At 68.2% G+C, this 13,639-nt stretch carries 6 protein-coding genes; 1 reads left to right on the plus strand and 5 read right to left on the minus strand.

Going from position 1 to position 13,639, the window contains the following annotated elements:
• The first annotated feature begins 5 nt into the window (after positions 1–5).
• Positions 6–3,365 carry an arabinosyltransferase domain-containing protein gene (locus ACWEQQ_RS01540; protein WP_452346771.1) on the plus strand — a complete coding sequence of 1,120 codons (3,360 nt, stop codon included), beginning with the start codon at positions 6–8 and terminating at the stop codon, positions 3,363–3,365.
• 81 nt (positions 3,366–3,446) lie between these two features.
• Here ACWEQQ_RS01540 and ACWEQQ_RS01545 read toward each other — a convergent pair whose 3' ends face one another.
• The 5 genes from ACWEQQ_RS01545 to fadD32 form a co-directional block, all read right to left on the minus strand.
• Positions 3,447–3,653 carry a DUF5988 family protein gene (locus tag ACWEQQ_RS01545; RefSeq protein WP_354851037.1) on the minus strand — a complete coding sequence of 69 codons (207 nt, stop codon included), beginning with the start codon at positions 3,651–3,653 and terminating at the stop codon, positions 3,447–3,449.
• 117 nt (positions 3,654–3,770) lie between these two features.
• The gene (locus tag ACWEQQ_RS01550; RefSeq protein ID WP_452339250.1) at positions 3,771–4,247 is read right to left on the minus strand and encodes a hypothetical protein; all 477 of its coding nucleotides are present in this window, start codon (positions 4,245–4,247) and stop codon (positions 3,771–3,773) included.
• Between the two features lie 127 nt (positions 4,248–4,374).
• Complete coding sequence (locus ACWEQQ_RS01555) at positions 4,375–5,919, minus strand: acyl-CoA carboxylase subunit beta (protein ID WP_452346772.1); 1,545 nt, start codon at positions 5,917–5,919, stop codon at positions 4,375–4,377.
• A gap of 54 nt (positions 5,920–5,973) precedes the next feature.
• Positions 5,974–11,115, minus strand: a complete 5,142-nt coding sequence (gene pks13, locus ACWEQQ_RS01560; protein ID WP_452346773.1) for a polyketide synthase Pks13 — start codon at positions 11,113–11,115, stop codon at positions 5,974–5,976.
• A gap of 168 nt (positions 11,116–11,283) precedes the next feature.
• Positions 11,284–13,206 (minus strand): long-chain-fatty-acid--AMP ligase FadD32, encoded by a 1,923-nt coding sequence (gene fadD32, locus ACWEQQ_RS01565; protein WP_452339253.1) that lies wholly within the window; start codon positions 13,204–13,206, stop codon positions 11,284–11,286.
• Positions 13,207–13,639 lie beyond the last annotated feature (433 nt).

The following is a 13,639-nucleotide window of genomic DNA, read 5'->3' on the forward strand; positions in this document are numbered from 1 at the left end:
CAACCGTGCCAGACGCCTCCGCTGTACTGACAAAGCCGAATCCCCCGGCGACCGCCCCCGCGACATCGCGCGACTATCGTTTCGCGAAGCTCATAGCGATCGTCGCGGGCGTGCTCGGGGCGCTGTTCGCGCTGGCGACACCGTTCCTGCCGGTACAGCAGACCCAGGCGGAGGTGAGCTGGCCGCAGGGCGGCTCGCTCGATCCGGTGCAGGCGGCACTGATGTCGCAGGTGCCCATCGACGCGAACGCCACCATCCCGTGTTCCGCGGTCCAGCAACTGGATCCGCGCGGCGGCATCCTGCTGGCAACGGCGCCGCCGCAGGGCAAGGGCGCGGACCTGGAGGCCCTGTTCGTCCGCGTCTCGGGCGAGAGCGTGGACGTGCTGGACCGGAATGCCGTGGTGGCCAGCGCCACCCGCACCGAGATGAGCCAGTGCTCGCAGCTGGTCATCACCTCCGACAGCGCCCAGACCTACGCCAGTTTCGAGGGCGTCACCCGCACCGTCGAGAAGCCCACCGCCGACGGCGGACGGGAAATGGTCACCGTGCCCGTGGACGGCCGGTTGCTCGGCGATCTGCGCCCCCAGGTGGTGGGCGTGTTCACCGACATGAAAGGCGGCGTGCCGGCGGGCCTTTCGTTCCACATGACCGTGGACTCCCGGTTCTCCTCCTCGCCGACGGTCATCAAGCTGGTGGCCATCATCGCCGCGGTCCTGCTCACTCTGCTGGCCATGGGCGCGCTCGCGGTCCTGGACACCAGTGACGGCCGCGGGCACCGGCGCATCCTGCCGGCGCACTGGCTGAAGCCGACCTGGGCGGACGGCGGCATCATCGGCACCCTGCTGCTGTGGCACTTCGTGGGCGCCAACACCTCCGACGACGGCTACATCCTGACCATGGTGCGGGCGGCCCCGCACGCGGGCTACCTGGCCAACTACTTCCGCTGGTTCGGCGTGCCCGAGGCGCCGTTCGGCTGGTACTACTATGTCATCCAGGCATTCGCCGAGGTCTCCACCGCCAGCCCCTGGGTGCGAATTCCCGCGCTGCTCTGCGGAATCCTGTGCTGGCTGGTGATCAGCCGCGAGGTGGTGCCGCGACTGGGCAACGCGGTGGCGAAGTCCCAGGTCGCGCTGTGGACCGGCGGTCTGGTGTTCCTGGCCTTCTGGCTGCCCTACGACAACGGCCTGCGCTCGGAGCCGATCGTGGCCCTCGGCGCGCTGCTGACCTGGGTGTCCATCGAGCGGGCCATCGCCACCTCGCGCCTGCTGCCCGCCGCGGTCGCGGTGCTGGTGGCGGCGTTCACGCTGGCGGCGGCGCCGACCGGACTGATGTGTGTGGCGGCGCTGCTCGCGGGCATCCGGCCGCTGGTGCGGATCGTGGTGCGGCGGCGCAAGCAGTTCGGCGATCTGGCCCTGCTCGCCCCCATCGCGGCGGCCGGATTCCTGGTGCTGGTGGCGGTTTTCGCCGATCAGACCTTCGCCGGAATCATGGAGGCGAACCGGGTGCGGCAGGTGACCGGGCCGAATCTGGCCTGGTACGAGGACTACCTGCGCTACTACTACCTGTTCGTCGAGACCGTGGACGGCTCGCTGGCGCGGCGCTTCGCGTTCCTGCTCATGATCCTGTGCCTGATCACCACCATGCTGGTGCTGCTGCGCCGGCGGCAGGTGCCGGGCATCGCGAGCGCGCCGACCTGGCGGCTCATGGGCGTGGTCTTCGGAACCATCTTCTTCATGATGTTCAACCCGACCAAGTGGACCCACCACTTCGGTTCGTACGCGGGCATCGCGGGTTCGCTGGCGGCGGTGACGGCGGTCGCCGTGTCCGCCACCGCACTTCGCTCCCGGAAGAACCGGTCGGTGTTCCTGGCCGGGCTGCTGTTCACCCTCGCCGTCGCCTTCTCCGGCATCAACGGCTACTGGTACGTCTCCAGCTACGGCGTGCCGTGGTTCGACAAGACCGTCTCCCTGCACGGCTTCCAGTCCAACACCCTGATGCTGGTGCTGTTCGGGCTGGCGCTGGCCGTGGTGGCCTGGCAGTCGCTGCGCGAGGGCTACGCCAAGCCGATGGCGAACGGGAAGACCAAGCGCGGCCGGCGGATCCGCAAGTTCGCCGCCATCCCGCTCACCGTGGTCGCCGCGCTCATGGTGCTGTTCGAGGTGGCGTCGCTGCTCAAGGGCGCGGTGCAGCAGTACCCGGCGTACTCGCTGGCGCGCTCGAACATCGACGCGGTCACCGGCAACACCTGCGGGCTCGCCAATGACGTGCTGGTCGAGGGAAATGTCAACAGCGGCAACCTGACCCCCCTCATCGATCCGGCCCACCCGCCGCAGAACGGCGATCCGCTGGCCGGTGAGAGCCCGGTCGGCTTCTCCCCCAACGGCGTCGCCGACAAGCTGGACGCCGACGGCGTCGAGGTGAAGCCGGGCACCGGCAACACCTCCACCCAGACCGTCGGCCCGGCCTTCGAGAAGGGCCAGAACGCGGGCACCGGCGGCGGCAAGGGCGCGCAGGGCGTGAACGGGTCCACCGTGGCCCTGCCTTTCGGCCTGGACCCGGCCACCACCCCGGTCATGGGCAGCTACCAGGACGGCGTGCAGCAGCCCGCCGAGCTCACCTCCAGCTGGTACCAGCTCCCGCCGCGCTCGGACGACTCACCGCTGATCGTGATTTCGGCGGCCGGGCGGGTGATGTCGTTCGACGACACCGGCAATATGACCTACGGCCAGGACATCTTCCTGGAGTACGGCCACCACAACCCGGACGGCACCGTCACCTTCCTCGACAAGTACCGCCCGCTCGACGTCGGCCCGGCCCCGTCCTGGCGCAACCTGCGCATCCCGCGCTCGGCGCTGCCCGACAATGCCGACGCGGTCCGCATCTACGCCCGCGACCCGATCCTGATCGGCGATCAGTGGCTGGCCTTCACCCCGCCGCGGGTGCCGAAGCTGGTGTCGCTCAACAGCTATCTGGGCTCCACCCAGCCCATCCTGCTGGACTGGGCCGTGGGCCTGCAGTTCCCGTGCCAGCACCAGTTCGATCACCGCAACGGCGTGGTGGACGCGGCGCCCAAGTACCGCATCCTGCCCGACCGGCCGCTGGCCATCAGCTCCACCAATACCTGGCAGGCCGAGGAATTCGGCGGTCCGCTGGGCTGGGCGGAGATGCTGTCGGCCTCCAAGACGGTGCCGACCTATCTGAAGGACAACTACGCCCGCGACTGGGGCTCCCTGGAGCAGTACGAGCCGTTCTATCCGGATCCGTCCGACCCGGCCAAGGCCAAGTTCCCCAAGCCCGCGCAGGTCGACACCCACGTGGTGACCCGCTCCGGGTTCTGGTCACCGGGGAAGATGCGCGTCTTCTGACCCGGGACACGTGATGATCGGTGGCCGCCCGCGACGTCGCGGGCGGCCACTGCGCTTTCGGGTCCTATCGAATTCCAGTTGCTATTTCTTGACGTCCACGTGTGCCACCCACTCGTAGACGGGCAGACTCCCCTCCGGAGTGTCCTGCCAGCGTGACGTCACTTTGTAGCGCTCGTACCCGTCCCCGAACGCCACCCGCAGCTCGACGCCCGGTGGCGTGATCGGGACGATCCGCGTTTCGAGGCCATCCGGCCCGCCTTCGAGTAGCGCCAAAGGTGAGGTACTCATAGCTGAAGGCTCTCACATCTGTACGGGTCACCCGATAGATTCAGCGCAATCGGCGAGCCGCCCGAACAAGCCGCCCGTGAGCGGGGCGAAGCCGGTTTCGGACGGAGCGAATCGGTGTCAGGCGAGGCCGAACTGGCTCAGCAGGCTGCTCAGCAGGCCGCCGATGATTGGAATCTTCGAGGCGCTGCCGGTGCCCATGCCGCCCACCGGAACCGCGGTGACGCTGATTCCCATGGTCTGGGCGTTGCTGCTGGTGCTGCTGCCGTCGTCACTCGCGATGAGCGTGTACGAACCCACGGTGGTCGGGGTCCACTGGTAAGTCGCGTGCCCGGTGGAATCCACCGGAGAGGCGCCCATGTACACGGCTGCGCCGCCGGACGGGTTTGTGATCCAGAAGCCCACCTGGGTGCCCGCGTTCGAGCCGCCGACGGAGGCGGTGAGGGTGTAGGTCGTATTGATGTGCGCCAGCCCGGTCCCGGCCCACAGCCCGGTGACCTGAGCGGAGGCGGCCGGTGCGGCGGAGAGGACCGCCAGGGCGGTCGCGGCGGTGGCCGCGCCGCCGATGATCGTGTGCCGAATTCGAAGGGTAGCCATTTCTGCTTCGCTCCCAAGCTCTCATTTTCGAAATTGAAATGAGATGTTTTCACACGCGAGGTCACGTCGCAATGGCCGGCGCCGAATCCCGCAATGGCGCGCGCCGGACCCGCCGGAACAGGCGCGGCTACAACGGCAGCAGATGGTGTTTACGGGGATTGCCCGGAGTCTTCTTGTCGCGCAACAGGTGCAGGGCGCGCCGAATTTCCAGGCGGGTGGTGGCGGGCTCGATGACCGCGTCGATATAGCCGCGTTCGGCCGCCACCCACGGCGTCGCGACGGTGGCGTTGTAGAACTCGATCATCTGCTTGCGCATGGCCGCGCGCTCCGGCTCCGGGGCCGCCGCCAGGGTCTTGGCGCCGATGAGCGACACCGCGCTCTCCGCGCCCATGACCGCGATCCGGGCGGTGGGCCAGGCCAGATTCACGTCCGCGCCCAGCTGCTTGGACCCCATGACGGCATAACCGCCGCCGTAGGACTTGCGGATGACCACGGTGACCTTCGGGACGGTGGCCTCCACGAAGGAGAAGATGAACCGGCCGCCGCGCTTGATGACGCCGATCTTCTCCTGCTCCACCCCGGGCAGGAAGCCCGGGGTGTCGACGACGAAGACCAGCGGGATTTCGAAGGCGTCGCAGAGCCGCACGAAATGGGCGGCCTTGTCCGAGGCGCGGGCATCGAGCGCACCGGCGGAGACCAGGGGCTGATTGGCCACGACGCCGACCGTGCGGCCGTCCACGCGACTGAAGCCGCAGATGACGTTCTTGCCCGCCGCCTCACCGAATTCGTGGAACCCGCCGTCGTCGAAGATCCGGAGCAGGATCTCGTGCATGTCGTAGCCGGCATTGTCGGCATCGGGCACGATGCCGTTGAGTTCCAGATCGGTGTCGGTGATCTCCGGCTCCAGCCCGGGATTCACCACCGGCGGCAGCTCCGTGCAGCTCGACGGCAGATAGCCGAGGTACTCGCGCACCCACTCGAAGGCGGCGGCCTCGTCCGGGGCCACGTGGTGGATATTGCCGTACTGGGCTTGGGATTTCGCGCCGCCGAGCTCCTCGAGGCTGACGTCCTCACCGGTGACCTCGCGAATCACCTTGGGCCCGGTGACGAACATGTAGGCCGCTTCGGTGGCCACCACCACGTCGGTATTGATGGGCGCGTAGACCGCGCCGCCCGCACAGCTGCCCAGGATCATGGAGATCTGAGGCACCAAGCCGGACAACGGTTCCTGACGCCGGCCCAGCTCGGCGTACCAGGCCAGGGAGGTCACCGCCTCCTGCACGCGGGCGCCGCCGGAGTCGTTGATGCCGACCACCGGGCAGCCCATCTTGGCCGCGAATTCCAGGATGCCCGCGACCTTGCGGCCGAACATCTCGCCGACCGAACCGCCGTAGACGGTCTGGTCGTGCGAGAAGACGGCCACCGGGCGGCCCTCCACCAGGCCGTGGCCGGTGACCACGCCATCCCCGAAGAGAGCGGCCTCGTCGCCCGGATTGCGCACCAGCGCACCGACTTCCACGAAAGTGCCGGCATCCAGCAGCATCTCGATGCGGTCGCGGGCCGAGGGAATTCCCTTCCTGGCCCGCTTGGCGATTCCCGCATCTCCCGCCGGTTCCCTCGCGATGTCGAGCTTGTGTCGAAGGTCGGCGAGTTTGTCGGCGGCGGTGCTCACTGGACACTCCTCTCAGCAAAAACCTACTTTCGCAGAATTCGTGTCGCCGTGGTGCTATTTCGTTGTGGAGTCGATCTCCGACAATCTCTTGGTGAGATCGGCGCCGATGGTGGCGATCCGCGGCTCGTCGATGATCTGGATGTGATCACCCGGAATGTGGATGATCTCCAGATTCGGAATGTGTTCCTGCCAGCCGCCGTTCGGCCGCCGGTCGGCGAAACGCGGTTCCAGCTCGATCATTCCGTCGTGGTAGCGATCGGCGAGGTACAGGGTGACGGCGCCGTCGTACTTCAACGGCTCGATCTTCTGCAGCTCCTTGCTGTCGATCCACGAGGTGCGCTGATGCTCGATCACGCCGCCCGGGATGTCGACCCCGGCGAACTTCAGCAGCTCCATGATGATGTCGATCTGCTCCGCGTCGGACGCCGCGGCCAGTTCCTCGAGCTGCTCCTGATCGAGTTCGCCATTGAAGCCGTAGGTCTTCTGCGCGAACGCCTGGTAGCGCCGGATCCGCTCCACCCGCTCCTCGGGAGCGTCGCTGAACGGCTCGACGGGCAGCGCCAGGTCGATCAGGCCGACCTGCCGGACATCGGCGCCCTCGGCACGCATGATCTCGGCGACCTTGAGCGCGAACACCGCGCCCAGCGACCAGCCGTAGAACACGTACGGGCCCTCCGGCTGCCGCTTGCGGATCTCCGAAATGTACTGGTGCGCACGCTCTTCGATGGTGCCCTCGACCCGCTCCAGGCCGTACATCGGAGTCCCGGCCGGGAGCCGGTTCAGCAGCGGCTCGTACACCAGGGTGTTGCCGCCCGAAGCGTGGAACACGAAGACCGGCACCGCATTCGAACCGGCCTCCTTCGGGCGCAGCGTGCGCACGAAGCCCTCCAGATCGGAGCTCTTGCCCTGATAGCGGACAACGACCTCGGACAGCTGCTCGATGGTCTTGCAGGCCCGCACGTCGGCCGGATCGACCTCGGCCTTGACCCGCTCCGACAGCCGGGCCACCAGCTTCTCCAGCGTGGTGTCGTCGATCTCGGGCAGCGGGTTGAAGATGCCGCCCGCCGTCTTGCCGGTCACCAGCGCCCAGGTGGCGAAGGCGAGTCGCTCCTCGCCGTTGCGCGGGGGCACATTGTCGGCGTCGGTCTCGGCGATCGGCGCGGCGGACTCGTGCTTCGCGACGATCTCCTCGGCCTCGGCCACCACATCGGTGGTCTCGGCCTTGGGCAGCAGCGCGGCCGGATCCTCGCCGGCGGCCATGGCGGCCCGCGCGGCGGAGATGAAATCGGCGTCGACGGCGATGTCCTCACCGGCGGCCTGCCGCGCGGCGATGTCGTCGAGCTGATCGCGGTGCTCGATGGCGTAGCGCAGCACCTTGCCGACTTCGAGCAGGCTGGCATCGCGCACGGCCTGGATCTGCAGCTGCGGAATGTCGAACTCGTATTCCACGCGGTTCTTGATGCGCATGGCCATCAGCGAGTCCAGACCCAGCTCCATCAGTGGAATCTCCATCGGGAGATCCTCGACCGCGTAGCCCATGGACTCGGCCACGATGATGGCCAGGCGCTGCTCGATGGTCTGCGTGCCCTTGGGATCCCAGCGCTCGCCGGGGGCCGCCTCGACCACCTCGGCAGCGGGAGCCGCCTGGACGGCCGCGACCGGCTGCGCCACAGCCGATTCCGGCAGCGGTGCGGCCAGGAGTCCGTGGGTGGGGAGAGACGCAGTGACGACGGCGTCGAAGAGCGGGCGGAAGGCATTGCCCTCCTTGGCGTGCACCGACACCGACGCGCCGCCCGGGTGGGGGGTGAGCGTGGTGGTCAGCGTGCCCGTGGCAGGGACCGCGCCGTGCGCGATGGAGGCGCCGACGGTGACATCCGAGAGCACCTGCGCGGCAGCGGCATTCACCAGTGCGGCCAGGTCGGTGACGGCCGGGGCCTGCACCTCCCAGACGTGGCGGCCGTCCGGCAGCGCGACGTGCGCGCCCGGGACACGAGCATTGCCCGCGCCGCCGCCGAAACCGCCGGTCACCTTGGGCCAGTGCTGCTTGCGCAGGAACGCGGTGCGCGGCGCGGCGGCGTAGTCACCGGCGGGCAGCAGTGAGGGCAGGTCCACCTTGTGGCCGTGCACGTACAGCTGCGCCAGCGCGGAGATGACGCCCGCGGCCTCGTCCTCCTTGCGCTTGAGGGTCGGGATGAGTGCCGCATTGTGCACGCCCGCCGCGAAGGTGGTGCCCAGGACCTGCATGAGCGCAACGGAATTCGGCGCGAGTTCCAGGAAGGTGGTGATACCGGTGTCGACGGCCTGCCGGATGGCGTTGGTGAAGTACACCGAGCCGCGCATGTTCATGACCCAGTAGTCCACGTCCTGCACGGGCGCGTGCCCGGCGCGGTAGACGGTGTCCTTGTGGACGGTCGAGTAGAGGTCGCGCTTGAGCTTGGTGGGCTCGATGCCGGCCAGCTCGGCGGCGAGTTCGCCCAGCAGCATGTCCATCTGCGAGGTGTGGCCCGCGCCGCGGGTCTGCAGCACGCGGGCGAACTTGCCCTCGGCCTCGGCGCGCGCCACGATCGCGTGCACCTGGTCCGGCATGCCGCCGATCACCGTGTTGTTGGGCGCGGCGTACACCGCGACCTCGATCTCGGGGAACTCGGTCTCGACGAGCTTGGCGATCTCCTCGGCGGAGTACTCCAGCAGCGCCATATTGCGGACCTGGTCGTCGGTGAGCATGGCCTCGCCCTCGGCCATCAGCCGCGAGCGCGCGCAGATCACCCGGACCGCGTCCTCGAGCGGCAGACCGCCCGAAATGTACGCTCCCGCAACCTCACCCTGGGAGTGGCCGACCACGCCCTCGGGCTCGGCGCCGTGCGCGCGCAGGATCGAGGCCAGACCCACCTGGATGGTGAAGGTGCCGACCTGGCCGGTGCCGATGTCCCAGTCCATGGAGTCGTCGAGGATCATCTCCTTGACCGAGTACCCGGCCTCGTCCATGGCCAGCTCGTCGACCTGATCGACGGCCTTACGGAAGATCGAGTTCTCGGTGTAGAGCTGCTTGCCCATCTTGCGGTGCTGCGCACCGAAACCGGCCATCACCCACAGCGCGCCCTTGGCGGCGGGGGAATCGGCGGTCCAGACGCCATTGCCCGGCTTGCCCTCGGCGATGGCCCGCAGGCCCGCGATGGCCTCGTCATGGGTCTTGGCCACGACCACGCCGCGCGAGCGGCCGTGGTTGCGCTTCGCCAGGGTGCGGGCCACGTCCACGAGCGGAGTCGCCTGTCCCGCTTCGGATTCCAGCCAGTCGGCCAGATCCTTGGCGGCGCGCTTGCGCCGCGACGGCAGGTAACCCGACACCGGGAGGATCAGCGGCATCGGCTCTTCGCGATTGCCCCACTCCGGTTCCGGCACAACGGTTTCGGTGATGGCCTCGGCCTCGGCGACCACGTCGGTGGTCTCGTTGTCGAGGCCGGTGGTCTCGGAAACCTCCGCTGCGGCGAGGGCCGGCACGTACTCCTGGATGACCACGTGCGCATTGGTGCCGCCGAAGCCGAAGCCGGAGACGCCGATGGTGGCCTTGCCGCTGTAGCGCGGGAATTCGGTGGGCTGGTCGGTGACCTTCAGGTGCGCCTGGTCGAACGGGATGAAGGGGCTGGGACCCGCGTAGTTGAGGTGCGGCGGAATGACGTTGTGCTGCAACGCCATGATGACCTTCGCGAGAGCCGCGGCGCCGGCCGCGGCCTCCAGGTGACCGAAATTGGTCTTGGCCGAACCCAGCAGGGCGGGCTTGTCGGCCTCACGGCCCCGGCCGATGACGCGGCCGAGCGCATCCGCCTCGATCGGGTCGCCGATGGGGGTGCCGGTGCCGTGTGCCTCGATGTAGTCGACCTGGGACGGCGGGATTCCGGCGTCCCGGTAGGCGCTGCGCAGCACATCGGCCTGCGCGTCCGGGTTCGGGGCCAGCAGGCCGTTGGACCGGCCGTCGCTGTTGACCGCGGAGCCCTTGACGACCGCGTAGATGGTGTCGCCGTCACGCTCGGCGTCGGCCAGCCGCTTGAGCACGACCAGACCGCCGCCCTCGGAGCGGACCATGCCGTCGGCGTCCGACGAGAACGCCTTGATGTGACCGTCCTTCGACACACCGCCATTGGCGTCGAAGGCCAGCGTCGCGGCCGGGGACAGCAGCACGTTCGTGCCACCGGCCAGCGCCAGATCGGCTTCGCCGTTGCGCAGCGCCCGAACGGCCTGGTGCACCGCTACCAGCGAGGACGAGCACGCGGTGTCGACGGCCACCGATGGGCCGCGGAAGTCGTAGAAGTACGAGACCCGGTTGGGGATGATGGCCGAAACGCTGCCCATGATGCCGTAGCCCTCGGCCGAGAGCGGCGTGCCCGGATCGGTGTTCCCGACCGCCATGCCCGCGATGATCATGAACTCGGTGCTGGTCGAACCGATGAAGACGCCGACCTGCTCACCCTTGAGGGTGTTGGCGGGAATCCTGGCGTGCTCCAGCGCTTCCCAGGTCAGCTCGAGCGCCATCCGCTGCTGCGGGTCCATGCGCTCCACCTCGACCGGGGAGATGGCGAAGAACTCGGCGTCGAAGCTCTTGAGGACGTCCTGGTCGAGGTAGCCGCCCTTGGTGTTGGACTTGGCGATCTGCTCTACCAAGCGCGGATCGTCGAGGAACTCCGACCAGCGGCACTCGGGTAGGTCGCGGATCGCGTCACCGCGGTTGATCAGGAAGTCCCAGGTGGATTCGGGCGTATCGCCCGCACCCGGCAGCCGGGTGGACAGACCGACGATGGCGACATCGTGCGCCTCGCCCGGCTGGAAGCCCCGGGTGTAGAACGAGTCGTCGGCCACGTCGGCCGGAAGGTCGGGCTCCCCATTGATGATTCGCTCGGCCAGCGAGGCGATGGTCGGGTGCTGGTAGACGATGGTCGCGTTCAGCAGGACCCCCGTCAGCTCCTCGATATCGCCACCGAGTGCGAGGGCATCGCGCGAGGCCAGGCCGAACTCCTCCATCGGCCGGTCCACGGTGATGTTCTCGATCGGCTGCCCGGTCGCGTCGGCGACCCAGCGGCGCAGCCATTCCCGCAGGTCGGCCACCGACATGTCGGCCGCGGCAGGTTTCTGCGTGGCCGCACCTTCGGCCGCCGGTGCGTTCTCGGTCGTCTGGGTGGGGTCCGTGCCCTCGTTCTCAGCCATCAGTTCCTCAAGCTACCTGTCTGCTCACGGTGCGCGGCGTTGTTATCGAGACTCTCGCCGCTCCCTGCCCGAACGGCTCTGTCTTCGCGTGCCGGAACGGCACTGCCTTTCATGCATGAATGGCGCGAACCGAACGGGCTCGCGCCATCCAACTTCGAGACGGTCGTCTCACTCCTCGTCCGGTGCATCGGGGAAGGCCTGCTGCGTGTAACCACCACGCAGCGTGCCGCCGATGTACTCCGCCTTGCAGGCACGACGAGCGATCTTGCCGCTGGAGGTACGCGGGATCGAACCGGCCGGAACGAGGAGGATGTCACGCGCGGTGACACCGTGCCGGGACGAGATGGCCGCGCGGACCGCATCCGCGATGGGCCCCGGGTCGGCCTTGCCCGCGCCCGGGCCGCGCTCGGCCACGATGACCAGCTGCTCGCTGGCATCGTCGGCGTCGTACTTCAGGCCGGAATGGCTGTCCTGCGCAAAGACTTCGGCGGGCAGCTGGTTGGCGGGCACCGCGAAGGCGGCGATGAAACCGGGACGCAGCATGGTCGAGGCCTCCTGGGCGGAGTACTCGAGATCCTGCGGGTAGTGGTTGCGGCCGTCCACGATGACCAGGTCCTTGACGCGGCCGGTGATGTAGAGCTCGCCGTCCACGTAGACGCCGTAGTCACCGGTGCGCAGCCAGATGCCGTCGGCCGGCACGCCCTCCGCGTGGCTGTGCTCGGGCAGTCGATGCGCGAGCTGGTTACGGAAGGTCTTCTGGGTCTCCTCGGCGCGGCCCCAGTAGCCGATGCCGATGTTGTTGCCGTGCAGCCAGATCTCGCCGACCTGCCCGTCGGGCAGCTCACGCGCGCCCTCGGGCGAGTCGATGGAGTCGCCGTCCACGATGGTCGCCCACTGCGACAGCGCGATGTAACCGCAGGACACCTGGGCGATGGAGTTCTCCGCGCCCTGCTCGACCTTCTTCACCCGACCGGCATTGAGCTCCACCCGGTCCACGTAGATGACCTTGGCCTCGTCCTCGTGCCGGGTGGCCGACACGAACAGGGTGGCCTCGGCCATGCCATAGCACGGCTTGATGGCGGTCTTGGGCAGGCCGTACGGGGCGAACGCCTCGTTGAACTTCTTCATCGAGGTGGTGGTCACCGGCTCGGAGCCGTTGATCAGGCCGAGCACGTTCGACAGGTCCAGCGACTCGCCCGGCTTGGGCAGGCCGCGCACGGCGGCGTGCTCGAAGGCGAAGTTCGGTGCGGCGGCGAAGGTTCCGGCGCCGTCGGACACCGCGGCCAGTTCGTTGATCCAGCGCGAGGGCCGGCGCACGAACGAGGCCGGGGACATGATGGTGATGTACTTGCCGCCCACGGCGGGCAGGATCACCGTCAGCAGACCCATGTCGTGGTACAGCGGCAGCCAGGTCACGCCGCGCGAATTCTCGTTCAGATCAAGCGCGTTCACCATCTGCAGCACATTGGTGCCGACACCGCGGTGGGTGATCTCGACACCGGCGGGCACCCGGGTGGAGCCGGAGGTGTACTGCAGGTAGGCGATGTCGTCGACCACGATGTCGGGGCGGATCCAGGACTCCCCGACGCTGTCGGGAATCGCGTCGACGGCGATGATGCGCGGGCGCTGGGCCGCGGGCAGCGACCGGAAGAACTGGCGGACACCGGCGGCGGAGGAGCTCGCCGTCAGGATCGCGGCGGGCGTGCAGTCACCGAGGACCGCGTGCAGGCGATCGGTGTGGCCCGGCTCGTCCGGATCGAACAGCGGCACGGAGATGGTGCCCGCGTAGATGGCGGCGAAGAAGGAGATGACGTAATCCAGGCCCTGCGGAGCCAGGATCGCGACCCGATCGCCCCGCTTGGTCACCTGCTGCAGTCGGGCGGCCACCGCGCGCAGCCGCGTACCGAACTGACTCCAAGTGAGGTCCTGGTACTCACCGTCGCGCTCGCGTGAGTAATCGATGTAGCGGTAGGCCAAGTCATTGGCGTCGTTACCGTGAGTGTGCTTCTCGACGTAGTCGACGAGGGTGCGTCCCTCGGGAATCGTGATGTTCCCCGTTTCGTCGAGGTAATCGTCGAAAGTCTCGTCCATTCCTTCTTCTCCTCCGAGGCACACGCGGCATGAGACGGCATGCATTGCCGCTGTTACCTGTGAGGCCCCGACTCTCTTCGCCCGCGGGAGCTCCATGCGAGAGCCAACCTGCAGAATTGTGTTGCGGTCTGCGCGGTGACCGTCTAATGGCTAGATGTTCTCAAACCAGGGACATGTTACAGAGGAGCCGCCCGGCCATGCTTCGGAGCGGCCGAACATCCCCCAGCTCACACCTCTGGACTAGTGCTTCACCGGCGCGAATGCCTCCAAATGGGTGGGGAGCGCCCCACATAGGACACAACTAGGACTGGATGTGAGTTGCCGCACGCACCGGGTCTCGGCAGTGTCGCAACCCGGAGCACTTTACCGGGTGACCCCGAAACTGGGGGGTCGGTCGGTGGGGGTCACACCGCCGGTGAAGTACCCATCGACC

It is taken from the genome of Nocardia sp. NPDC004123 (assembly GCF_053603795.1).

Bases quoted from the DNA above. Each gene is read 5' to 3' on its own strand.
- ACWEQQ_RS01545 (WP_354851037.1), bottom strand. From the start codon at position 3,653: ATGAGTACCTCACCTTTGGCGCTACTCGAAGGCGGGCCGGATGGCCTC.
- ACWEQQ_RS01550 (WP_452339250.1), bottom strand. From the start codon at position 4,247: ATGGCTACCCTTCGAATTCGGCACACGATCATCGGCGGCGCGGCCACC.
- pks13 (WP_452346773.1), bottom strand. From the start codon at position 11,115: ATGGCTGAGAACGAGGGCACGGACCCCACCCAGACGACCGAGAACGCA.
- fadD32 (WP_452339253.1), bottom strand. From the start codon at position 13,206: ATGGACGAGACTTTCGACGATTACCTCGACGAAACGGGGAACATCACG.